This is a genomic window from Streptomyces venezuelae, assembly GCF_008642295.1.
In the GTDB taxonomy this organism is placed as follows: domain Bacteria; phylum Actinomycetota; class Actinomycetes; order Streptomycetales; family Streptomycetaceae; genus Streptomyces; species Streptomyces venezuelae_C.
This window is the reverse complement of record NZ_CP029190.1, coordinates 1,468,060-1,489,252: the sequence shown is the minus strand read 5'-3', so window position 1 is coordinate 1,489,252 and position 21,193 is coordinate 1,468,060. Positions and strand designations below refer to the sequence as shown.

Sequence of the window (21,193 nt, the reverse complement as noted above, 5' to 3'; positions counted from 1 at the left end):
CGGAGGCGGCTATTCCGCCTCGCCCTCCAGGCCGCCCTCGGTGTCCAGGTACACCTCGCGCAGGGCCTCCAGGATCTGCGGGTCCGGCTTCTCCCACAGGCCGCGGGACTCGGCCTCCAGCAGCCGCTCCGCGATCCCGTGCAGGGCCCAGGGGTTGGCCTCCTTCAGGAAGGCCTGGTTCTGCGGGTCCAGGACGTACGTCTCGGTCAGCTTGTCGTACATCCAGTCCGCGACCACGCCCGTCGTGGCGTCGTACCCGAACAGGTAGTCCACCGTCGCCGCCAGCTCGAAGGCGCCCTTGTAGCCGTGGCGGCGCATCGCCTCGATCCACTTGGGGTTCACCACCCGGGCCCGGAACACCCGCGAGGTCTCCTCGACCAGGGTGCGGGTCCGGACCGTCTCCGGGCGGGTCGAGTCGCCGATGTACGCCTCCGGGGCGGTGCCCCGCAGCGCGCGCACCGTGGCCACCATGCCGCCGTGGTACTGGAAGTAGTCGTCGGAGTCGGCGATGTCGTGCTCGCGGGTGTCGGTGTTCTTCGCCGCCACCGTGATCCGCTTGTACGCCGACTCCATCTCGGCGCGGGCCGGCCGGCCCTCCAGCCCGCGGCCATACGCATAACCGCCCCACACCGTGTACACCTCGGCGAGGTCGGCGTCGGTGCGCCAGTCCCGGCTGTCGATCAGCTGGAGGATTCCCGCGCCGTAGGTGCCGGGGCGGGAGCCGAAGATTCGGGTGGTGGCCCGGCGCTCGTCCCCGTGCTCGGCCAGGTCCGCCTGCGCGTGGGCCCGGACGAAGTTGTCCCCGGCCGGCTCGTCCAGCCCGGCGGCCAGCCGTACCGCGTCGTCCAGCAGGCCGATGACGTGCGGGAAGGCGTCCCGGAAGAAGCCCGAGATGCGCAGGGTGACGTCGATGCGCGGACGGCCCAGCTCCTCTAGCGGGATCGGCTCCAGGCCGGTGACCCGGCGGGAGGCCTCGTCCCACACCGGGCGGATGCCGAGCAGCGCGAGGGCCTCGGCGACGTCGTCGCCCGCCGTGCGCATCGCGCTCGTACCCCAGAGGGAGAGGCCGACGGAGGCCGGCCAGTCGCCGTTGTCGGTGCGGTAGCGGGTGAGGAGGGACTCGGCGAGGGCCTGCCCGGTCTCCCAGGCGAGCCGCGAGGGCACCGCCTTGGGGTCGACGGAGTAGAAGTTCCGGCCGGTCGGCAGCACGTTGACCAGGCCGCGCAGCGGGGAGCCGGACGGGCCGGCCGGTACGAAACCGCCGTTCAGGGCGTGCACCGCGTGGGCCAGTTCGTCGGTGGTGGCCGCCAGCCGCGGCACCACCTCGCGGGCTGCGAAGTGCAGGACGTCGGCCACGGCACCGGGGTGCCCCGCCGCGACCGCCGCCACCGCGGCCGGGTTCCAGTCCGCGTCCTCCATCGCCTGGACCAGGGCCCGGGCCTGCTCCTCCGCCTGGTCGGCCGAGGTGCGGGTGGCCGCGGACTCGTCCAGGCCGAGGGCCTCGCGCAGACCCGGCAGGGCCGTCGTACCGCCCCAGATCTGACGGGCCCGCAGGATCGCCAGGACCAGGTTGACCCGCTCCGGGCCGGCCGGGGCGCCGCCCAGCACGTGCAGGCCGTCGCGGATCTGGGCGTCCTTGACCTCGCACAGCCAGCCGTCGACGTGCAGCAGGAAGTCGTCGAAGCCCTCGTCGTCCGGGCGCTCCTCGAGACCGAGGTCGTGGTGCAGCTTAGCGGCCTGGATCAGCGTCCAGATCTGGGCGCGGATCGCCGGGAGCTTCGCCGGGTCCATGGAGGAGATCTGCGCGTATTCGTCCAGGTGCTGCTCCAGCCGCGCGATGTCCCCGTAGGAGTCGGCGCGGGCCATCGGCGGCACCAGGTGGTCGACCAGGGTGGCGTGCACCCGGCGCTTGGCCTGGGTGCCCTCGCCCGGGTCGTTGACCAGGAACGGGTAGACGAGCGGGAGATCGCCGAGGGCGGCGTCGGGCGCGCAGGACGCGGACAGTCCGGCGTTCTTGCCGGGCAGCCACTCCAGGTTGCCGTGCTTGCCCAGGTGGATCATCGCGTCGGCGCCGAAGCCGCCGTCGGCGGCAGCCGCCTGGATCCAGCGGTAGGCGGCCAGGTAGTGGTGCGAGGGCGGCAGGTCCGGGTCGTGGTAGATCGCGATCGGGTTCTCGCCGAAGCCGCGCGGCGGCTGGATGAGGATCAGCAGGTTTCCGCGGCGCAGCGCCGCGAGGACGATGTCGCCCTCCGGGTTGTGCGTGCGGTCCAGGAACATCTCGCCGGGTGCCGGGCCCCAGTGCTGCTCGACCTCCTCGCGCAGCTCCGCGGGCAGCTGCCCGTACCAGCGCCGGTAGTCGGCGGCCGGGATGCGGACCGGGTTGCGGGCCAGCTGCTCCTCGGTGAGCCAGTCCTGGTCGTGGCCGCCGGCCTCGATCAGGGCGCGGATCAGCTCGTCGCCGTCACCCGAGACCAGGCCGGGGATCTCCTCCGCCGGCCCGAAGTCGTAGCCCTCCTCGATGAGCCGGCGCAGCAGGGCCACGGCCGAGGCCGGGGTGTCCAGGCCGACCGCGTTGCCGATCCGGGAGTGCTTCGTCGGGTACGCCGACAGCACCAGGGCGATCTTCTTCTCGGCGTTCGGGGTGTGGCGGAGCTTCGCGTGCCGGACGGCGATACCGGCGACCCGGGCGGCCCGCTCGGGGTCGGCGACGTACGCGGGCAGGCCGTCGGCGTCGATCTCCTTGAAGGAGAACGGCACGGTGATCAGGCGGCCGTCGAACTCGGGCACGGCGACCTGGCTGGCGGCGTCCAGCGGGGACAGCCCCTCGTCGTTCTCCTCCCAGGTGCTGCGCGAGGAGGTCAGGCACAGGGCCTGGAGGATCGGGACGTCGAGTGCGGCGAGCGCGCCCGCGTCCCAGGACTCGTCGTCCCCGCCAGCCGAGGCCTCGGCCGGCCGGGTGCCGCCGGCCGCGAGGACGGTGGTCACGATCGCGTCGGCGCCCTCCAGTTCGCGCAGCAGCTCCGGCTCGGGGCTGCGCAGCGAGGACACGAACAGTGGGGCGGGGGTGCCGCCGGCCTCCACGATGGCATCGCACAGGGCGTGCACGAAGGCGGTGTTGCCGCTCATCTGGTGGGCGCGGTAGTAGAGCACCGCGATCCGCGGCCCGTACGGGCGGACCGCGTTGCGCTCCAGCTGTCCCCAGGTCGGCGCGGGGGCGGGCGGCTCGAAACCGTGGCCGGTCAGCAGCACGGTGTCGGACAGGAACCGGGCCAGCTGCTCCAGGTTGGCCGGCCCGCCGTGCGCGAGGTAGGCGTGGGCCTCGGCGGCGATGCCGATCGGGACGGTGGAGGCCTCCATCAGCTGGGCGTCCGGGGCCTGTTCGCCGGTCAGTACGACCACCGGCCGGGTCTGGCCGGCCGCCAGCAGCAGGTCCAGCCCGTCCTGCCAGGCCCGCAGGCCGCCGAGCAGGCGTACGACGACCAGCTGTACGCCGTCCAGCAGCTGCGGCAGATCGTCCAGGGGGAGCCGGGAAGGGTTCGCGAACCGGTACGGAACAGGTCCGTCCGCGGCGGCGCGAGCGCTGAGCAGATCGGTGTCGGAGGTCGACAACAGCAGGATCATGCGGCGGCATGCCTTCCTCGGGGTTTCCGCGCCCCGGGCAGTGCGGACGGCGGGAGTTCCTGACTCACCCGGAAGCAGCCGTCACCGGCTGCCACCGGACTCACAGTGGCGGGACCGCGCCGGAATCTCACCGGGCTTCCTCCCATGTCGCCGTCCTCGGCGAAGACGGACCAGTCGGCCCGCCGACCTGCATCCTAAGGGCGGGTCGGGCCCGGACGGGAGGGGGGCTTACGGGTGGCCGGGCGCACGGCGACCGCGGTGTGCGCCGGGGTGCGGGGCGGTGTGTGCTGCCGGGGCCGGGGCGCGCCGGAGGGTGGTGACGGCCACAGGCCCGGGCCCGGCAATCGTGGGTATGCTCGCCGCCATGCCACCGCACCGCTCCGCAGCGTCACCGGACAATCCCGTCATACGGGACCGCGGTGACGCCTGCCCGGGCGCGTTGCGGCTGCATGCGGCGGACGACGGACACCTGGCCCGCATCCGCATCCCCGGCGGGCTGCTGACCGCCCACCAGGCCTCCCTGCTGGGGCTGGCCGCCGACCGGTTCGGCGACGGGCACCTGGAACTCACCTCGCGCGGCAATGTGCAGCTGCGCGGGCTGGACGAGGGCTGCGGGGCCGGACTGGCCGGGCTGCTGGACGCGGCCGGCCTGCTGCCCGCGCCCGGCCATGAACGGGTGCGCAACATCGTGGCCACGCCGTTGTCGGGCGACGGCAGCCCGGGGCGGCCCGACGTACTGCCCTGGGTCCGGGAGCTGGACCGGCTGCTGTGCGCCAACGCGCGCGTGACCGCCCTGTCGGGCCGCTTCCTGTTCGCCGTGGACGACGGGCGCGGGGACGTGGCGGCGCTGGAGCCGGACGTGACCGTGCTCGGGCAGCCGCGGCAGCGGGCCCTGGTCCGCCTCGGGCCGGCCGCCGGAGCCGTGTCGGTGGCCGCGCAGGACGCTGCGCGGGCGGCGCTGCTCGCGGCCGAGTACTTCCTGGACGCCGCGGACGCGGCCGGCACCCGGGCCTGGCGGGTGCGCGAGCTGCCCGCCGAACACGCGCTGGACGAGGGCCGGTTCGCCGAGCGGCTGGGCGCCGCGGGGATCGCCGCGGAGCGGGTGGCCGAGGTGGACTGGCCGTACGCGGCCCCGCCGATGCCGCGGGGGACGGGCGCCGGGCAGCGCGCGACGCTCTGCGTGCTGCCGCCGCTCGGCCGGCTGACCACCGCGCAGTGGCGGGTGCTGGTGCAGATCGCCGACCGCGGGCAGGGCATGCGGATCACCCCCTGGCGCACCGTGGTCCTTCCGGGCGCCCCCGTCCGGCGCCCGGTCAACGGCCCGGCCCGGCTGGCGGCGGCCGGCCTGATCGTGTCCCCCGACAGCCCCTGGGAGAACGTCACCTCCTGTACGGGGCGGCCGGGTTGCGCCAAGGCACTGGCGGACGTACAGGCCGACGCGAAGGCCGCGGTGGCGGCCGGAGCACCGACGAATGCGGGGGCCGCTGCGGCGGCCGGCGGGCCGGGGGGGCTGTTGCCCGTGCACTGGTCCGGCTGTGAGCGCCGGTGCGGACATCCGCGCGGTACCGCCTGGGTGGACGTGCTCGCCACCCGCGACGGCTACGAACTCTCCGCCCACGGCCGCCCGCTGCCGGCCGGCCCCGACCTGGCAACCGCCCTGCGGGCCGCCCGCGGCACCACCGCCGAGCCCGACGCCGACCACCCCACACAGTGAAGAAATGAGCGAGTACCCCGTGTTCGAGTACGAGAAGGACGGCGCCGCGATCTACCGCCAGTCCTTTGCCACGATCCGCGCCGAGGCGGACCTCTCCGCGCTGCCCGCCTCGGTCGCCCAGGTCGCCGTCCGCATGATCCACGCCTGCGGGATGACCGACCTGACCCGGGACCTGGGCTACACGGACGAGGTCGTGCTGCGCGCCCGCGCCGCCCTGCACGCCGGTGCGCCCATCCTGTGCGACGTACAGATGGTCGCCAGCGGGGTCACCCGCAAGCGGCTGCCCGCCGACAACGACGTGCTGTGCACGCTCTCCGACCCGGCCGTGCCGGACCTCGCGGCGAAGATGGGCACCACCCGCAGCGCCGCCGCACTCGAACTCTGGCGGGACCGTGGTCTGTTGGAGGGCTCCGTGGTCGCCGTCGGCAATGCGCCCACCGCCCTGTTCCGGCTGCTGGAGATGATAGAAGAGGGCGCCCCGCGCCCGGCCGCCGTCATCGGCGTTCCCGTCGGCTTCATCGGCGCCGCCGAGTCCAAGGACGCGCTCGCCGGACACCCCGCCGCCCTGGACCACCTGATCGTCCGCGGCCGGCGCGGCGGCAGCGCCATGGCAGCCGCCGCCGTCAACGCGATAGCGAGCGAGGAAGAATGAGCACCACGGCCAAGGGACGTCTCTACGGGGTCGGGCTCGGGCCCGGCGACCCGTCCCTGATGACGCTGCGCGCCGTCCAGGTGATCGCCGGGGCGGACGTCGTCGCCTACCACAGCGCCCGCCACGGACGCTCCATCGCGCGGTCCATCGCGCAGGAACACCTGCGCGCCGACCACATCGAGGAGCCGCTGGTCTACCCGGTCACCACCGAGACCACCGACCACCCCGGCGGCTACCAGGGAGCGATGGAGGAGTTCTACGAAGCCTCCGCCGCCCGGCTCGCCGCCCACCTGGACGCCGGACGCACGGTCGCCGTCCTCGCCGAGGGCGACCCGCTCTTCTACGGCTCCTACATGCACATGCACAAGCGGCTCGCCGACCGCTACCCGACCGAGGTCATCCCCGGCGTGACCTCGGTGAGCGCCGCCGCGGCCCGGCTGCAGACCCCGCTGGTGGAGGGCGAGGAAGTCCTCACCATCCTCCCCGGCACCCTCCCGCAGGAGGAGCTCACCGCCCGCCTCGCGGCCACCGACTCCGCCGTGGTGATGAAGCTCGGCCGTACCTTCCCGGCCGTCCGGCAGGCCATGGCGGACTCCGGCCGGCTGGCCGAGGCGCGCTACGCGGAACGCGCGACGATGGCGGGCGAGCGGACCGGGCTGCTGGCGGACACCGACCCCGAGTCGGTGCCGTACTTCGCGGTGGCGGTGGTACCGAGCCGGGTCGGCAACCCCGGCGGCCGGCCCGGACCGGCCGGCGGCGAGGTCGTGGTGGCCGGCACCGGCCCGGCCGGCCCGCTCTGGCTCACCCCGGAGACCAAGCGGGCCCTGGCCGACGCGGACGTCCTGATCGGCTACACCACCTACCTGGACCGGGTGCCGGTCCGGCCCGGCCAGATCCGGCACGGCTCCGACAACAAGGTCGAGTCGGAGCGCGCCGAGTTCGCCCTGGACCTGGCGCGGCGCGGCAAGCGGGTCGCGGTGGTCTCGGGCGGCGACCCGGGCGTGTTCGCCATGGCGACGGCCGTGCTGGAGGTGGCCGCGCAGGACGCGTACAAGGACGTGCCCGTGCGGGTGCTGCCCGGGGTGACCGCCGCCAATGCCGCCGCCGCGGCGGCCGGCGCGCCGCTGGGCCACGACTACGCGACGATCTCCCTGTCGGACCGGCTCAAGCCCTGGGAGGTCATCGCGGAGCGGCTGCGCGCCGCCTCCGCGGCCGACCTGGTGCTCGCCCTGTACAACCCGGGCTCCCGCAGCCGCACCTGGCAGGTCGCGCAGGCCCGGGATCTGCTGCTGGAACTGCGCGGGGCGGACACCCCGGTGGTGGTGGCCCGCGATGTCGGCGGGCCGGAGCAGCGGGTCCGGGTGCTGACCCTGGGCACGCTGGAACCGTCCGAGGTGGACATGCGGACGATCCTGCTGATCGGGTCCTCCCAGACCCGGGTCACCGAGCGCGGCGACGGCACCCGGATCGCCTGGACCCCGCGCCGCTACCCGGAGTCCTGACGGGAGTTCCGAACCGACCGGGCCGCCGCCTCAGCACTGCCAGCCGAAGGCGGCCCGGCCGCAGGGACCGCAGGCGTGCAGGTAGGCGCTGCCGGAGCCGAAGTTCATGGCGGTGACCGGGTCCGGGCCCTCGTCCAGCTGGGCGGTGAACGCCATCGGCTGCGCGCAGCCGGGGCAGTCGGGCGTCTCGTCGTTCTGGAGCCAGTACGGCGTCCCGCCGAGCTGCCCGAGTACCTCCGCGGTGGCGCGGCCGGTCCGCGCCGCCCATGCGGCGCAGGCGTCGAAGTAGTCCGGCTCCGGCGCCGCAGCGCGGGCCACGGCCCGTACGGCGCCGAGTCCGAGCACGCTCCAGCCGTCCGCGGCGTCCGCGTCCGTGCCCTCCCCGTCCGGTCCGGGGAGCGGCACGGGGACCAGCCCCTCGGAGGGGAACAGCAGGGCCCGGTTGCCGCCCGCCACCGGGTCCCACGCCTGGCACAGCCCCGGCTGGTTCTGGCACATGAACACGGCGATCGCGCCCGGGCCGTCCTCGAGGAAGAACTGGGCCAGGAACTGCATCGGGCCGGTGCACTCCGCGCAGTGCGGCCACTCGGTGCCCGCCGGGGCCAGCGGGATTCCGCCGGTGCGGGTCACCGGGGCGTCCGGGGCCACCGGCCCGGCGTCGGTCATCAGGGTCGTCGTCACGGGATGACGGTACGGCCCGCCTCTGACAGCCAGGTCAGCGCCGCCGGCACCGACTCCGCCACCGGGACCCCGGCCGGGACCGCGGGCCGGTCCACGATCAGGACCGGGAGGCCGGCCTCGCGTGCGGCGGCGAGTTTGGGGGCGGTGGCCGAGCCGCCGCTGTCCTTGGTGACCAGGACCTCGATCCGGTGCCGGCGCAGCAGCTCCCGCTCTCCGTCCAGGGTGAACGGCCCCCGGTCGAGGAGGACTTCGGTGCGGGCCGGCACCGGTGGCCCGGGTGGGTCCACCGAGCGCACCAGGAACCACAGCCGGTCCAGCCCCGCGAAGGCGGCCAGGCCCATCCGGCCGGTGCTGAGGAAGACCCGGGTGCCGAGGCCGGGCAGGGCCTCGGCGGCGGCTGCCAGGGAGGGGACGCGGTGCCAGCGGTCCCCGGCGACCGGGGCCCAGGCCGGGCGGCGCAGGGCCAGCAGCGGGATGCCGGTGGCGGCTGCCGCCGCGGCGGCGTGGAAGCTCATCCGCTCCGCGAACGGGTGCGTGGCGTCGACCAGATGCGTCACCCCGTGCCCGGACAGCCATGCGGCGAGGCCCGCGGGCCCGCCGAAGCCGCCGATCCGGGTCTCGCCGGGCGGCAGCACCGGGTTGGCGACCCGGCCGGCCAGCGAGGTGGTGACCCGCCCCGGCCCGCCGGCCCCGGCCAGGGCCTCGGCCAGCCGCCGGGCCTCGGTGGTCCCGCCGAGGATCAGTACGTGCCGCGCAGCGGAGCCTGGGGCCGCGGTGGAGCCGGCGGTACCAGCGGCCTCGGTGTGCAGGCCGGGGACCTGTACGTGCCGCGCAGCGGGATCAGCAGACATGCCGGTCGCGGTCCGGCGAGTACAGGTGGCTGTCGCGGAACTGCTCCGCGCCCAGCGTGCGGCCGACGATGATCACTGCGGTGCGGACCAGGCCCGCCGCCTTCACCTGGCCGGCGATGTCCTCCAGGGTGCCGCGCAGGATCAGCTCGTCCGGGCGGGAGGCCATCGCGACCACCGCCGCCGGGCAGTCCGCACCGTAGTGCGGGAGCAGTTCGGCGACCACCCGGTCGACATAGCGGGTGGCCAGGTGCAGGACCAGCAGCGCGCCGCTGCGGCCCAGGGTGGCGAGGTCCTCGCCCTCCGGCATCGGGGTGGCCTGCTGGGCGATCCGGGTGAGGATCACGGTCTGGCCGACCGTCGGGACGGTCAGCTCCCGCTTCAGCGCGGCGGCAGCCGCCGCGAACGCCGGTACCCCGGGCACCACCTCGTACGGCACTCCGGCCGCGTCCAGCCGCCGCATCTGCTCGGCCACCGCGCTGAACACCGAGGGGTCGCCGGAGTGCAGCCGGGCCACGTCCAGCCCCGCCTCGTGGGCGGCGACCAGCTCGGCGACGATCTGGTCGAGGTTGAGCTGGGAGGTGTCGACCAGGCAGGCGTCCGGCGGGCATTCGGCGAGCAGTTCGCGCGGCACCAGGCTGCCCGCGTACAGGCACACCGGGCTCGCGGCAAGCCGGCGCGCACCGCGCACCGTGATCAGGTCGGCGGCGCCGGGGCCCGCCCCGATGAAGTACACGGTCATGTCAGTCCTTGATTCCCTTCGCGGTTCCGTCCTCGGTTCCGTCCTCGGCCGGTCGGGTCACGGACCACTGGGTGACCGGCATCGCCTGACGCCAGCCGGTGAACCCGCCGACCGCCACCGCGTGCGAGACGGCGAGTTTCACCAGCTCCCCGCCGTACCGCCGGTACCAGCGGCCGAGCAGTGCCTCCGACTCCAGGGTCACGGTGTTGACCACCAGCCGGCCGCCGGCCGGGAGCGCCGCCCAGACCGTCTCCAGCAGTCCGGGCGCGGTCAGCCCGCCGCCGATGAACACGGCGTCGGGGGCGGGCAGTCCGGCGAGGGCCTCCGGGGCCGCGCCGGTGACCACGCGCAGACCGGGCGCCGGTACGCCGAGGGCGGCGGCGTTGCGGAGGATGCGCTCGGCGCGTTCGGGGGAGCGTTCCACCGTGACGGCCCGGCAGGAGGGGTGGGTGCGCAGCCATTCGATGCCGATGGAGCCGGAGCCGCCGCCCACGTCCCACAGCAGTTCGCCGGGGGCGGGGGCCAGCGCGGCCAGGGTGGCGGCCCGGACATGGCGCTTGGTCAGCTGCCCGTCGTGCTCGTACGCGGCGTCGGGGAGTCCGGGGGTGGCGCCCAGGCGCAGGGCGCCGGGGGTGCGGCGGCAGTCCAGGGCGATCACATGGAGCGGGTCGCCCGGTGCGTGGGCCCAGTCCGCGGCCGTGCCCTCGTACGTCCGCTCCTGCTCGGCACCGAGCTGTTCCAGTACCCGCATCCGGGTGGGGCCGAAGCCCCGCTCTCGGAGCAGAGCAGCGATCTCGGCGGGCGATCCGGCGCCCGCGCCGAGCACCAGCACCCGCCTGCCCTCGTGCAGTGCGGCGGCGACCCTGGCCACCGGGCGGCCGACCACCGTCACCACCTCGGTGTCCTCCACCGGCCAGCCCAGCCGGGCGCAGGCCAGGGAGACGGAGGAGGGGTGCGGGTGGACCTCCAGACGGTCCGGTCCGAGCTCCTCGCAGAGCGCGCGCCCGATCCCGTAGAACATGGGGTCCCCGCTGGCGAGCACCGCGATCCGGCGGCCGGCGTAGCGTTCCAGCAGCCGCGGCACCGCCGGGCGCAGCGGGGTGGGCCAGGCCACCCGCTCGCCCTCGCAGGCGCGGGCCGGCAGCAGGCACAGCTGCCGGGGGCCGCCGATCAGCACATCGGCCCCGGTCAGGGCGGTCCGGGCGGCGGTACCGAGCCCGGTCCAGCCGTCCGCTCCGATGCCGACGACCGTCACAGGTATGGGGGGTGGTGCGGAGCTCACTGCGCGGTTCCTCGGGACACGGGACGGGGCTGGCCCCGCACTCTACCCGCCGGGCTTCCGGCCCGCCGCCCTGCCCCGAGGGCGGCGGACACACCGGGATCACCTTGACGTTGTCGTGGACCTGTTCATTGTTCACTCGACTCCCCTACGCTCCCGGCCAGTTGGCCTACCGGTGAGTAAGGGAGTCGGGATCATGGGACTGCGTGACCGCATCACGGGCGGGGTGGCGGCGGTGGCCGTTGCCGTTCTGGCCCTGGGGCTCGGACCCGGGGCGGCCTCCGCCGCACCGGCCGGTTCCGCTCGGGCGGAGGAGTCCCGCGCCGCGGACTCCTATGCCGGCTCCACCGGGGTCGGCGTGCACAACGCGTACGAGAAGGCCAAGTACCCCTACTTCGCCGACGCCCTCGACTCCGGGGCCGCCATGCTGGAGATCGACGTCTGGACCAACTTCTTCGGCAGCTCCTGGCGGGTCTCCCACAGCAACCCGGTCGGCAACGACAACAACTGCGAGAACGCCACCACCCCCGCCCAGCTGCGCACCAAGGCCCGCAACCAGAACCTCGCCGGCTGCCTCGCCGACATCCGCAGCTGGCACGACGCCCACCCCGGCCACCGGCCCATCGTGCTGAAGCTGGAGCTCAAGGACGGCTTCGCCGCCAACCTCGGCCGCGGTCCCGCCGAGCTCGACGCGCTGCTCGGCGCCAAGCTCGGCGATGCCCTCTACCGGCCCGGACAGCTCGCCGCCGGCCACCCCGACCTGGACACCGCCGCCCGGGCCGGCGCCTGGCCGAGCCGGGCCGCCCTCGCCGGGAAGTTCATCGTGGAACTCATCCCGGGCACCCTCGAGGAGGGCAACGCCGCGGACAAGCTGTGGACCGACCGCGAGTACGCCATCCACCTGCGCAACCTCGCCGCCGCCGGCCGGCTCGGCCAGGCCGCGGCCTTCCCCGCCGTGCACCGCGCCGAGGCCGGCGACCCCCGCAACCGCTACGCCGACGCCTCCCTCCGCCCCTGGTTCGTGGTCTTCGACGGCGACGCGAGTGCCTATGCGGGCGGCTCCATCGACACCGGCTGGTACGACCGCAACCACTACCTGCTGATCGCCACCGACGCCCACAACGTCGCCCCCGCCATCGACGGCACCCGGCCCACCGAGGTCCAGGCCCGCGAGCGGCTCGCCCTGCTCGCCGGCAAGCACGCCTCGGTGATCTCCGCGGACTGGTACCCGCTGCCGTCCGTCCTCGGCACCGTCGTCCCCCGCGGCTGACCCGGTCCGGTCCGGCCCGTGCGGGGAGTCGCACCACCCGCACGGGCCGGACCGGCCGTCACGGCGAGGGGCTGACCTGGACCGTGGTCAGGGACCCGCCGGCCGCCTCCTTCACCACCGCGATCCGGGTACCGGTGTCCGGCACCTTCACCCCGACCTGCGGCAGCTCCGCGTTCCAGTAGGAGCCCTTCCGGTCGTCGAAGACCGGTACCCCCGGCCGGGACGGAATCAGCGCCGGCACCCCCGCCTTGTGCAGCACGATCTCGTCACTCGGCCGCAGCGAGAACGGCGCGTCGAAGGTCTGCGAGCGGGCGTTCGTCAGGGTCCCGTCCGTGAACCGCAGCGGCTCCGGCCGGGCGTCCACCGGCAGCAGCATCCCCGCGCCCGGGTGCGCCTTGGTGGTGTTGTCGCTGTACGCCGTGTCCCAGAGCCAGATGAGCACCCCCTGCTGGTACGGGTAGAACTCCACCCGGTCGGTGCCGAAGCCGAAGTTGTACGGGCCGGTCTTCAGGTAGCTGCCGTAGCCGGTGTAGCGCCGGTTCTCCACCAGGTACGCCCGCGGGTGCTCGGCGATACCGGTACGGCCTTCCGTACGCGACCACTTGACCGCGCTCCAGCCGTTCGCCCCCTGCTCGGCCCCGTCCCGCAGCAGCTCCCGGCCCTCGGGCCCGGCGGTGATCCGCAGGTCGTCGAAGGTGACCCCGCGGCCGTGGGTGTTGCTGTCGGAGGTGACGCGCAGCCGCAGCTGTACGGACTTCCCGGCGAACGCATCGAGCGGCACCGCGAGTTCGGCCCAGCCGGCCGAGGACCCGCTGATCCCCTTCGCGGGGATGGCGTTCCCGCCGACGGTGCCGGGCAGCGCCGCCCACTGCGCCCCGCCGTCCGTGGAGGCCTCGACGGTCAGGTAGTCGAAGTCCTGCTCGATGTCGTACCAGACCCGGGCGCCGAGCCGGACCGGCTGCCCCGCGGACCCGGTCAGATCGACCGTACGGGTCAGGGTGTTGTCCATGAAGTCACCCGTACCGCTCCACCACTGGCTGCCGCCCTCGTACGGGTCGGTCAGCTCGGTCCGGGTCACCGACGGCGGCAGGTGCACCAGCAGGGCCTGCGGATCCTCGGTGTTGTAGCCGGAGACGCCGAGCACCGCCCGGGTCTTCCGGCCGGCATCGGCCTCGGTGTACTCCAGCCAGCCGAGTTGCAGCTTGGACCACGGGTCCAGATCGGCGGGGAAGTCACCGGTGGTGTTGCGGCCCTTGCCCAGGTAGGACCCGGCCGCCATCAGCGACCAGTAGTTGACGCTGTTGTCGCCGTCCGAGCTGTACAGGTCGGGCAGGCCCAGATCGTGCCCGTACTCGTGGGCGAACAGGCCGATTCCGCTGTTCTCGCCGGCCGTCAGATAGTCCCCGGCCCAGATCCCGGAGTCGCCCACCGGGGTGCCGCCGGCCTTGTTGCCCTCCGGACCGGCGGTGCCGGCCTGGTTCCAGTACGCGAACCAGCGGTGGGCCCAGACGGCGTCCGTGCCCTGCGCCCCGCCGCCCCAGGTCTGGTCCTTGCCCGCGTGCACCACCATCAGGTGGTCGAGGTAGCCGTCCGGCTCGTCGAAGTTGCCGTCGCGGTCGGCGTCGTACCGGTCCCACACGTCGTACTCGGCGAGCTGGGCCTTGATCTGCTCCGGGGTGCGGCCCTTGCCGCGCTCGGAGTGGTACCAGGCGTTCGTGGCGTCGCGGATCATGTCCCAGTTGGTGCGGCACTGGCCGGACTCGGTGCAGGTGTCGGTGCCGTAGCGGGCCTCGTTGAAGGGCAGGGTCACCCAGTCGGTGACATGGCCCTCCATGTCGTAGCGGCCGGACGACTGGAGCCGGTAGTAGTTCCGCAGGGTGGCCGCGCCGGGGTCGGTCCCGAAGAACTGCCGCTGGTAGTAGGCGCGGTCGAAGTCCTTGCGCCAGATCGTGTGGTTGTCCTCGCGGGCCGGCTTGCCGATGGTGTTGTGCCGGGGGCCGGGCGTACCGCCGTACTTCGGCTCCACCTGGTCGCCGAACTCGGCCAGGATGACGAACACCTTGTCCTTGCGTTCCTGGGCCAGTTCGACGTACCGCTTGCCGACCTTGACCTGGCGGGGGAGGGTGCCGTCCGGCTCGGCACGGGTGCCCCCGGCCGCCACCCCCTCCAGGGCCTGTCGGCGCAGGGCCTGCCGCTGGAGCTCCAGCGGGGCGGGCGGCGGCGGGGCGGCGTACTGCTCGGCGACCGGCGGTACGGGTGCGGGGGGTTGGGGGACGGCGGCGAACGCGGGGGCGGCGAGCAGGGCGAGGGATATCGCCGCACCCGCCGCAGCGAGTCTGCGCAAGGTCACGGACCTTTCGGTGAGTTGGACCGAAGCGCAGGTAATATTTCACATGTCACAGGTGATGGATAGGGGCTCGGGTCAGATGGACCGTCAGGTCAAAAGGAATCGGTCGCGGTGCGTGGCCAGCCAGGTCGCGAAGTCCTGCAGGGCCGGGTTGAGGGCGCGGACGGCGTCCAGGTCGCGGGCGCTGATGAACCGCTCCTCGCAGTCGGCGTAGTACTGGAACATGTTCCCGCCCTCGTCCGCCCCCGGAAATCCGAGCGCCCGGAACTCGTCCGGGGTCATCCGCCGGTGGCGCACCGGCGTGCCCAGCGCCTCGGTGAGCGCGGCGGCCATCTCGTCCAGCCGCAGGTGCTCCCCGGCGATGCTCACGGTGGCCCCGATGAGGTCGGTACCCCGCTCGAACACGGCGAGCGCGGTCCGGCCGATGTCGTCCACGGCGATCCCGGACAGCCGCTTGTCACCCATCGGGTAGATCAGCTCGTACGTCCCGTCCGCCGCGCGCTGCGGGGCGAACGCGCCGAGCAGGTTCTCCCAGTAGAAGGTGGTCCGCAGGAAGGTGGTGGGCACCCCGGCCTCGGTGAAGTACCGGTCGGCCTCCGCCTTCCCGTCGAAGTGCGGGACCTTGTACGAGCCCTGGAGCGTGGGCATCCGGTCATCGTCGAGCGGGATGCAGCTGCGGGTGTCCTCCAGCGTCGACCAGATCGCGTGCTGCACCCCCGCATGCCCGGCCGCCCGGGCCAGCGTCGCCGCCTGCGCCTTCTCGTGCTCCGCGGACATGTCCTCCCAGAAGTTCGTCACCAGGTAGGCCCCGTACGCGCCCTCCATGGCGGCGGTCACGCTCTCCTCGTCGTCCAGGTCGGCCCGGACGAGGGTGGCACCGAGTCGCTCCAGCTCCCGGGCCCGGTCCGAGTCGGGAGTGCGGGTCACCGCCCGGACGGCGAAGCCCTCACCTCCGGCGCCGTTGCCGCCCCGGCCGTCCAGAATGGCCCGCGCGAGCGCGCCGCCCTGCTGTCCGGTGGCACCGAATACGGTGATGGTCCGCTTCCCGGTCATCGTCAGCCCCGTTCCCTGCCGTCTGCACTCCGCACCCGGCCGGGCGCGGTCCGGTGCGAACCTACGGCGAAGGTTCGGGCGGGCGGGTTCTACACGCCGACGGCGCAGTACAGGTCGCCGGTGAACTCCCGCTTCCTGGCGAACCGGTACTCGGTGTCCGCCGGGCATTCCTTCTGCTTTTCGGACTTCGCGATGCTCAGGGGGACGACCGCGATGACCTTGTAGCGGGGCTGGAGGGTGCTGCCCGAATCGGTGCAGGGGGTTTCGAAGACGGTTTTCTCCAGGGTGGACCCGCTGCCCAGCGTCTTCCGTTCCAGCAGGCAGTCGCCCTTGACGATGTTGGGGCCGCCGCCGGCCCCCGGGGCTCCGGGGTGCGGGTCCGCGAGGTTGCGCAGGCAGACCTCCGCGTAGAGGAGCCTGCCGTGGTTCTGCGGGTCTTCCCGGGTCAGGTGGATCAGCAGGTCGGCCTCGGCGGCGGCGGTGTCGCAGCGGTCCGCCTTGACGGTGTCGAACTCCTCCCGGAGCAGGACCTCGGCAACGGCGCCCGGTCCGTCGCACGGGATCTCCCGGTACCCGCCGGATGCGGTGGCCAGGGAGTCGGACCCCACACAGTCGCCCTTGGCGAAGGCGTCACTGCCGAAGGTCGGGGAGGGGGTGGGCGACGGGATCGACGTGAGTGTCGGCGTCGGTGTCGGCGACGGTATCGGGGTGGAGGTCGGGGTCGGCGTCGGGGCCGCGGGGCTCGCCGAGCCCGCCGACGGCCCGGACGAGCCGCCTCCGCCGCAGGAGACCAGGGCCAGCCCGCCCAGCACCAGCCCCGCCGCCCAGCCCCGGAGCCGGGAACCACGTCTGTGCCGGACCCCGCCCGGACCGCCCGTACGCCGCATGCCTCTGACGCTACCCACCCAACGCCCCTGCATGCAGGGGAAGTTCAGGCGGTGAGCCAGGCCGCGGCGCGGTGCAGCTCCTCCGGGGTGGCCGGGGCGAGGGCCAGCAGGCGTTCCGGACGGAGCGGAAGCCGGGTGCCCGGGGAGAGGCGGGCTCCGGCCAGGAGCCAGCCGCCCAGGGCATGCGGGTCGGCGGGGGAGTGGCGCAGGGCCTCGGTGTAGAGGGCCAGGGCGGTGCGGGCGTCCCCGGCGGCGAGGTGGGCGTCGGCGGTGGCGGGCGTCCGGGGCGGGGCGCCGTACAGCGCGGTGCGGGCATCGGTCCAGTGCGTGGGCTCGCGGATGAGGACGGGCTGGTGGGCCGAGGCCGGCGGGGGCGCAAGACCCTCCCGGTAGGCGGTGGCCAGCAGGTCGCGCTCCCGGTCGGTGCAGCGGAGGTTGCGCAGGCGCCACTCGGTCCGGTGGCTGAGGGCGGCATCGCGGGCCCGCGCGGCGACACCGGGCGGGAGACGTTCGCGGAGCCAGCCGTCGAGGGTGGCCGCCAGGCCGTGGAGGAAGCGGGTGCCGGCCTCGGTGAGCCGGGACCGGGTCAGCAGGGTCCGGATGACGAGCCTGGTCTGGAGCCGGCGCAGACCGAACTGGAAGGCCGCATGGGCGGGCTCCGCCCGGTGGCCGGGGCGCGGGTCCGCCATACGGTCGCGCCAGAACCCGGTGACCCCGGTGAAGGCATACGCGCCATGCAGCAGCCCGGCGGTGTGGCGCGGATCTGGTCGCCAGGGCGCGTAGTGGATCTCGGCGCCGTCGTCGTCGTGGAGGAGAGGGAACAGGTGCAGCAGGGCGCCCAGTTTGCTGTGCTGGAACTCGTGCACCATGGCCTCGGCGAGGGCCAGCCCGCTCTCGGGGCGGGTGATGAGCATGGAGCCGAAGGCGTCCGGGGTGGTCGCGCTCAGCATGGACGACTCGTCGGGGGCCGGCGCGGACGCCGTCCCGGTCCAGGGGACGATCCGGCGCACCTCCTCGACGCGCAGCCGACCCGGCCCGCCGCCGGAGGCGCTCAGCAGGGCCGCCGCCTCGTCGAACAGCCGCTGCCAGTCCGCCGCCGCCGCGCTGTCGAGCGGCTGCGGGGGCACCGGCTCGCCGAGTTCGCGGTAGGGATCGAGATCGTCCAGCCAGATCGGCGTACCGGCGAAGGTCCGCGAGCCCGTCCAGTGGCCGCTGCTCCCCGCGCTGCTGCTCCCCGTGCCGTCCGCCGGCCGTACGGTGACCGTCCGCCCGCCGCCCGAGTCCCCTTCGGGGGTCAGCCGGAGGTCGGGGCCGCGCAGGCGTGCCGCGGCCGTGCCGTAGCCCCGCATCCCGCCGGTCCGGGCATGGCCCAGGGTGGGCAGGGCCAGCCCGCCGTCCCGTACCGGCACCAGCAGTTCGGCGTCCAGTCCCGCCCGGACCCGGGCGGCCAGGCAGATCGCGAACAGGTGCCCGGCGTCGGCCCAGAGCGGCGGCCCGTCCGCCGTCTCCTCCGCCGTCCCGTGCAGCCGGCGCAGCATATGCGCGGCCCAGCAGCCGATCTGGGGGCTCATCAGCAGCTCTTCGGCGGCTTCCGGTGCGGCCTCGGCCGCCTCCGCGATCAGCTGCCAGGCGGTGGCGGCCGAGCCCAGCCGGCCCAGTACCTCCGGACGTTCGTCGAGCCGGTCGAGCAGTTCGCCCAGCAGCATCAGGCGCCGGGTGCGTTCGGCCCGGGCCAGGAACCCGACCGCCTCGGGCGAACCGCCGCCGGAGGCCAGCTGGTCGAACCAGCGCACGGGCATGCGTAAGTGCCCGCCGTGCTGTGGCGAAGCCATGTCACGCAGCCCTGCCGCCACCCGGCGGATTCGATCCGCCCACCGCGTTGCTGCGGGGCCGCCTCGCCTGGGACAGCAGCCGTTCGTTGCGCAGTGGGGCGGGTATGGCGCGGAGTGCGGCGAAGCTCACCCCGGTCAGATCCGCCAGATCGGACTCCACGTGCTCCGGGAAGTCCGAACACCCGGGATACGTCTCGTTGGCCGGCTCGTACAACGTACTTCCCCCTCTGTGTTCCCCGTTCACGCGCTCTGTTCAGGTGTCCCGCTCGCGATGCCGGAGTCCTTCCATCATGACGAACCGAAGGCATCTCGGAAAGCCCATGTGATCAAGCCACTGGAATATCCGTCAGGCACCCGGCCGCGGCCCTCCCGTGCAGGCCCGGACCGCCGCCTCCAGAACCGCCGCCCGCTCCTCGTCGTCGTCCAGCAGCGTCACCGCGTCGTAGAGCAGCCACAGTTCCCCGGGCCGCTCGCTCAGCGCCCGGACGATGCCGATGACATCGGTGCGGGGCTTGGGGTTCCGCCGCATCCGCTGCACGCTCTTCGTGCCGAGCTCCGCGACCACGGTCTGGCGTTCCTCGGGGTCCAGCATCAGCGGATAGCCGAGCAGGGCGGTGACCAACTGATCCATCGGCGGACGGGGCGGCGGTACGACGGCCGCGCCCCGGGCGTGCTGCGGTACGTGCTCGGTCCGCCCGCGGGTGTGGATGCGGAGCTCGGGCAGCTGCTCGGTGCGCCCCGCGGCCCGCAGCCGCTCCAGCCGTTCCCGGACGTCCCGGAACAGGGCTTCCGGATCCGGTGCCGGCCCGGGCCACCCGTCCAGCGCGTCGAGGACGCACTCCGAGAACAGCCCGGTGCGGCGCCCGGGATCGTTGGCGGCCCGCTGGCCCCGGGTCGCGGCCAGCAGCAATGCCTGGTCGTGCGCCTGCACCCGGGCGCCCGCCGGCAGGGTCTCGGCGGGCAGGGTGTGGCGGAAGCCGTGCTGCTCCTCGAAGGTCTGGCAGGCGTCCACGATCCAGGTCTGCCGGCCGAACCCGGGCAGTGCGTCGCTGGCCAGGGTCCGGCGCATCGACTCCAGGTCGATGTTGCGCTTGTCGGGGACGGTGGCGTCCGCGCAGAACAGCCGCAGCCGCTCGTCCAGGTCCAGTACGCCGTGCCCGCCCCACCACACCCACAGCATCTCGCCCTCGGCCGCCGGGAGCCGGGAGAGCAGCAGGCGGCGCAGTGTGTCGTGGTCGGCCGGGTGGTGCGGAACGCCCGGGTCGCCCAGCGGGTCCAGGCAGAGCAGCACGTTCCGGTCCGGTACACCGGTACGCAGCAGCCAGTCACGGAAGCGCAGCGCGTCCCGGGCCGGCCCGGGCAGATCCCAGGCGGGCCCGGCGGCGTACCGCTCGATGCCCACGACGAGGGCGAACGTACGGTCGGGAGCCACGGCTTCGGTCACGGCAGTCTTTTCGCGATGGCCCGGTACACGGCCGGGTTGGTCCAGTAGGCGCTGTGCGAGGCGGGGAACGGCTGCCGGTTGTCGACCTCGATGTCGGTGACCCGGCCGGGGAACAGCGGCGCGCCGATGAATCCGAGCAGATCACGGTGGTCGTACAGATTCAGCCAGTCGGGTACGTGATCCGGCAGCGGCTCGGGGTGGACGAGCCCGGGCAGGGCGCCGCTCTCGTACAGGAAGGGGCCCTGGGAGCCGACCGTGACCAGGAGGGCGACCTGGGGCAGCGGCGAGGTGATCAGCGTGTCCAGGGCGATGATCCCGCCGAGGCTGTGGCCGACGAGGACCACCGGCGGCTCCAGTTCTGCGACCGCCGCGCGCAGGGCCCGGCGCAGGGGCTCGCCCCGGGCCAGGTACAGCATGATGTCGGCCGCCGCCGGGTGGGCGGCCTCGGTGAGCGCCCGCCTGCGGCGCACCGCCTGACGGGAGGCCAGGCGCAGGGCCGGGCGGGCGAGCAGGGCGCCCACCCCGCGGTCCGAGCCGTGGGGGCGGGCTCCCATGCGCTCGGCCAGCGCGGCCACGGCCGCGTCCCGGGCGGCGCCGTCGGGAACGACCGGGTCGTCCTCGGCGAGTGCGGCGGCGAGGGCGGCGGCCACCAGGGCGCGGGCCAGCAGCAGGGCGAGCTCTCCGTCGTCGGGCACGGCCGTGGCGGCGGGGCCCAGCAGCGGACTGCGGGAGAGTTCGGCGACAGCGGATGCCAGGTGCGGGGCGGTGAGGCCCGCCGGGTCGTCCGCGATCCCGCCCGGCCGGCCGGAGAGTGCGGCGAGCAGCGCCCGGGGGCGTTCCGCCGGCAGCGGGGCCGAGGGCGGTAACTCCACCCCGGCGGGCCCGCCTGCGGCGGCCCGCTCCAGTTCGGCGAGGGGGTTGCGGTAGAGCTCGGCCCACAGCTCCGTCTCGTCGGCCTGCTGCCCGGCCTCGTCGATCCCGCCCCGGCTCCTGCCGTCCGTATACGGTACGGACAGGCCGCCGGCTCCCAGGGTGGCGCCGAGGTCCCCGCCCCAGTAATGCGGGGCCGGGCGGACCTCGGGGGCCACGGCGCGCAGCTCGGCCGAAAATCGCCGGTACAACTCCGAGAATCCGGGCTCCCGCACCCCCGTGCCGTGGATGAACAATGCTGTGGTCATATGGCCCCGCCCCCGTGCCACTTGATGTGATCGCGCCACATAACGACGCGTCAATTTAGCAGTATGCTGAAGAAGTGCCCCTTGATCCGGGTGCGCAACCGCTCTCACGCCTGGTCGTGCACCTGCCCGTGGCCCCGGCCCGG

Annotated in this window: 16 protein-coding genes and 1 riboswitch; of the genes, 4 read left to right on the top strand and 12 right to left on the bottom strand. The window is 74.3% G+C overall.

Annotation, left to right across the window (positions count from 1 at the left end; genetic code table 11):
• Nucleotides 1–9 precede the first annotated feature (9 nt).
• Entirely contained in the window at nucleotides 10–3,621 is a 3,612-nt protein-coding gene (gene cobN / locus DEJ50_RS06545) for a cobaltochelatase subunit CobN (RefSeq protein WP_150206642.1), read from the bottom strand.
• Nucleotides 3,622–3,653: 32 nt separating this feature from the next.
• A riboswitch (cobalamin riboswitch) is annotated at nucleotides 3,654–3,821 on the bottom strand.
• Between the two features lie 164 nt (nucleotides 3,822–3,985).
• Between cobN and DEJ50_RS06540 the strand changes: the two genes are divergently transcribed.
• The 3 genes from DEJ50_RS06540 to DEJ50_RS06530 are packed head-to-tail and all read left to right on the top strand — an operon-like array spanning nucleotide 3,986 to nucleotide 7,489.
• Nucleotides 3,986–5,335: a cobalamin biosynthesis protein CobG gene (locus DEJ50_RS06540; protein ID WP_223837627.1), complete on the top strand. Its 1,350-nt coding sequence runs from the start codon at nucleotides 3,986–3,988 to the stop codon at nucleotides 5,333–5,335.
• Between the two features lie 4 nt (nucleotides 5,336–5,339).
• Nucleotides 5,340–5,987, top strand: coding sequence for a precorrin-8X methylmutase (locus tag DEJ50_RS06535; RefSeq protein WP_150206640.1), 648 nt, complete (start codon nucleotides 5,340–5,342; stop codon nucleotides 5,985–5,987).
• Entirely contained in the window at nucleotides 5,984–7,489 is a 1,506-nt protein-coding gene (locus DEJ50_RS06530; protein ID WP_150206639.1) for a precorrin-2 C(20)-methyltransferase, read from the top strand. The genes DEJ50_RS06535 and DEJ50_RS06530 overlap by 4 nt, the downstream gene beginning before the upstream one ends.
• Nucleotides 7,490–7,519: 30 nt before the next feature.
• Here DEJ50_RS06530 and DEJ50_RS06525 read toward each other — a convergent pair whose 3' ends face one another.
• The 4 genes from DEJ50_RS06525 to cbiE are packed head-to-tail and all read right to left on the bottom strand — an operon-like array spanning nucleotide 7,520 to nucleotide 11,042.
• Nucleotides 7,520–8,170 carry a hypothetical protein gene (locus DEJ50_RS06525; RefSeq protein WP_223837626.1) on the bottom strand — a complete coding sequence of 217 codons (651 nt, stop codon included), beginning with the start codon at nucleotides 8,168–8,170 and terminating at the stop codon, nucleotides 7,520–7,522.
• Nucleotides 8,167–9,021 (bottom strand): cobalt-precorrin-6A reductase, encoded by an 855-nt coding sequence (locus tag DEJ50_RS06520; RefSeq protein ID WP_150206638.1) that lies wholly within the window; start codon nucleotides 9,019–9,021, stop codon nucleotides 8,167–8,169. Before DEJ50_RS06520 ends, DEJ50_RS06525 begins: the two co-directional genes overlap by 4 nt.
• Nucleotides 9,011–9,760, bottom strand: a complete 750-nt coding sequence (cobM, locus tag DEJ50_RS06515) for a precorrin-4 C(11)-methyltransferase (protein WP_150206637.1) — start codon at nucleotides 9,758–9,760, stop codon at nucleotides 9,011–9,013. The genes DEJ50_RS06520 and cobM overlap by 11 nt, the downstream gene beginning before the upstream one ends.
• Before the next feature lies 1 nt (nucleotide 9,761).
• Entirely contained in the window at nucleotides 9,762–11,042 is a 1,281-nt protein-coding gene (gene cbiE / locus DEJ50_RS06510) for a precorrin-6y C5,15-methyltransferase (decarboxylating) subunit CbiE (protein ID WP_150206636.1), read from the bottom strand.
• Nucleotides 11,043–11,235: 193 nt separating this feature from the next.
• On the opposite strand from cbiE, the gene DEJ50_RS06505 reads away from it, so the two are divergent.
• Complete coding sequence (locus DEJ50_RS06505; protein WP_150206635.1) at nucleotides 11,236–12,309, top strand: phosphatidylinositol-specific phospholipase C domain-containing protein; 1,074 nt, start codon at nucleotides 11,236–11,238, stop codon at nucleotides 12,307–12,309.
• A 58-nt stretch (nucleotides 12,310–12,367) separates the two neighbouring features.
• On the opposite strand, the gene DEJ50_RS06500 is transcribed toward DEJ50_RS06505, so the two are convergent.
• The 7 genes from DEJ50_RS06500 to DEJ50_RS06465 form a co-directional block, all read right to left on the bottom strand.
• On the bottom strand, nucleotides 12,368–14,659 hold the full coding sequence (locus DEJ50_RS06500) for an immune inhibitor A domain-containing protein (RefSeq protein WP_223837625.1): 2,292 nt from the start codon (nucleotides 14,657–14,659) through the stop codon (nucleotides 12,368–12,370).
• A gap of 84 nt (nucleotides 14,660–14,743) precedes the next feature.
• Nucleotides 14,744–15,709 carry an NmrA/HSCARG family protein gene (locus DEJ50_RS06495; RefSeq protein ID WP_150206634.1) on the bottom strand — a complete coding sequence of 322 codons (966 nt, stop codon included), beginning with the start codon at nucleotides 15,707–15,709 and terminating at the stop codon, nucleotides 14,744–14,746.
• Nucleotides 15,710–15,798: 89 nt separating this feature from the next.
• Nucleotides 15,799–16,596 (bottom strand): hypothetical protein, encoded by a 798-nt coding sequence (locus tag DEJ50_RS06490; RefSeq protein WP_190344323.1) that lies wholly within the window; start codon nucleotides 16,594–16,596, stop codon nucleotides 15,799–15,801.
• Nucleotides 16,597–16,640: 44 nt separating this feature from the next.
• Nucleotides 16,641–18,395, bottom strand: coding sequence for an HEXXH motif domain-containing protein (locus DEJ50_RS06480; RefSeq protein ID WP_223837624.1), 1,755 nt, complete (start codon nucleotides 18,393–18,395; stop codon nucleotides 16,641–16,643).
• Between the two features lie 34 nt (nucleotides 18,396–18,429).
• On the bottom strand, nucleotides 18,430–18,642 hold the full coding sequence (locus tag DEJ50_RS06475) for an aldo/keto reductase (protein WP_150206630.1): 213 nt from the start codon (nucleotides 18,640–18,642) through the stop codon (nucleotides 18,430–18,432).
• A 132-nt stretch (nucleotides 18,643–18,774) separates the two neighbouring features.
• On the bottom strand, nucleotides 18,775–19,872 hold the full coding sequence (locus DEJ50_RS06470) for an effector-associated domain 2-containing protein (protein ID WP_150206629.1): 1,098 nt from the start codon (nucleotides 19,870–19,872) through the stop codon (nucleotides 18,775–18,777).
• Nucleotides 19,869–21,050, bottom strand: coding sequence for an alpha/beta fold hydrolase (locus tag DEJ50_RS06465; protein ID WP_150206628.1), 1,182 nt, complete (start codon nucleotides 21,048–21,050; stop codon nucleotides 19,869–19,871). The genes DEJ50_RS06470 and DEJ50_RS06465 overlap by 4 nt, the downstream gene beginning before the upstream one ends.
• Nucleotides 21,051–21,193 lie beyond the last annotated feature (143 nt).

Coding starts and splice junctions, on each gene's coding strand:
- DEJ50_RS06535 (WP_150206640.1), top strand. CDS start 5,340: ATGAGCGAGTACCCCGTGTTCGAGTACGAGAAGGACGGCGCCGCGATC.
- DEJ50_RS06480 (WP_223837624.1), bottom strand. CDS start 18,395: ATGCCCGTGCGCTGGTTCGACCAGCTGGCCTCCGGCGGCGGTTCGCCC.
- DEJ50_RS06495 (WP_150206634.1), bottom strand. CDS start 15,709: ATGACCGGGAAGCGGACCATCACCGTATTCGGTGCCACCGGACAGCAG.
- DEJ50_RS06530 (WP_150206639.1), top strand. CDS start 5,984: ATGAGCACCACGGCCAAGGGACGTCTCTACGGGGTCGGGCTCGGGCCC.
- DEJ50_RS06465 (WP_150206628.1), bottom strand. CDS start 21,050: ATGACCACAGCATTGTTCATCCACGGCACGGGGGTGCGGGAGCCCGGA.
- DEJ50_RS06540 (WP_223837627.1), top strand. CDS start 3,986: ATGCCACCGCACCGCTCCGCAGCGTCACCGGACAATCCCGTCATACGG.
- cobM (WP_150206637.1), bottom strand. CDS start 9,760: ATGACCGTGTACTTCATCGGGGCGGGCCCCGGCGCCGCCGACCTGATC.
- cobN (WP_150206642.1), bottom strand. CDS start 3,621: ATGATCCTGCTGTTGTCGACCTCCGACACCGATCTGCTCAGCGCTCGC.
- DEJ50_RS06505 (WP_150206635.1), top strand. CDS start 11,236: ATGGGACTGCGTGACCGCATCACGGGCGGGGTGGCGGCGGTGGCCGTT.
- DEJ50_RS06520 (WP_150206638.1), bottom strand. CDS start 9,021: ATGTCTGCTGATCCCGCTGCGCGGCACGTACAGGTCCCCGGCCTGCAC.
- DEJ50_RS06490 (WP_190344323.1), bottom strand. CDS start 16,596: ATGCGGCGTACGGGCGGTCCGGGCGGGGTCCGGCACAGACGTGGTTCC.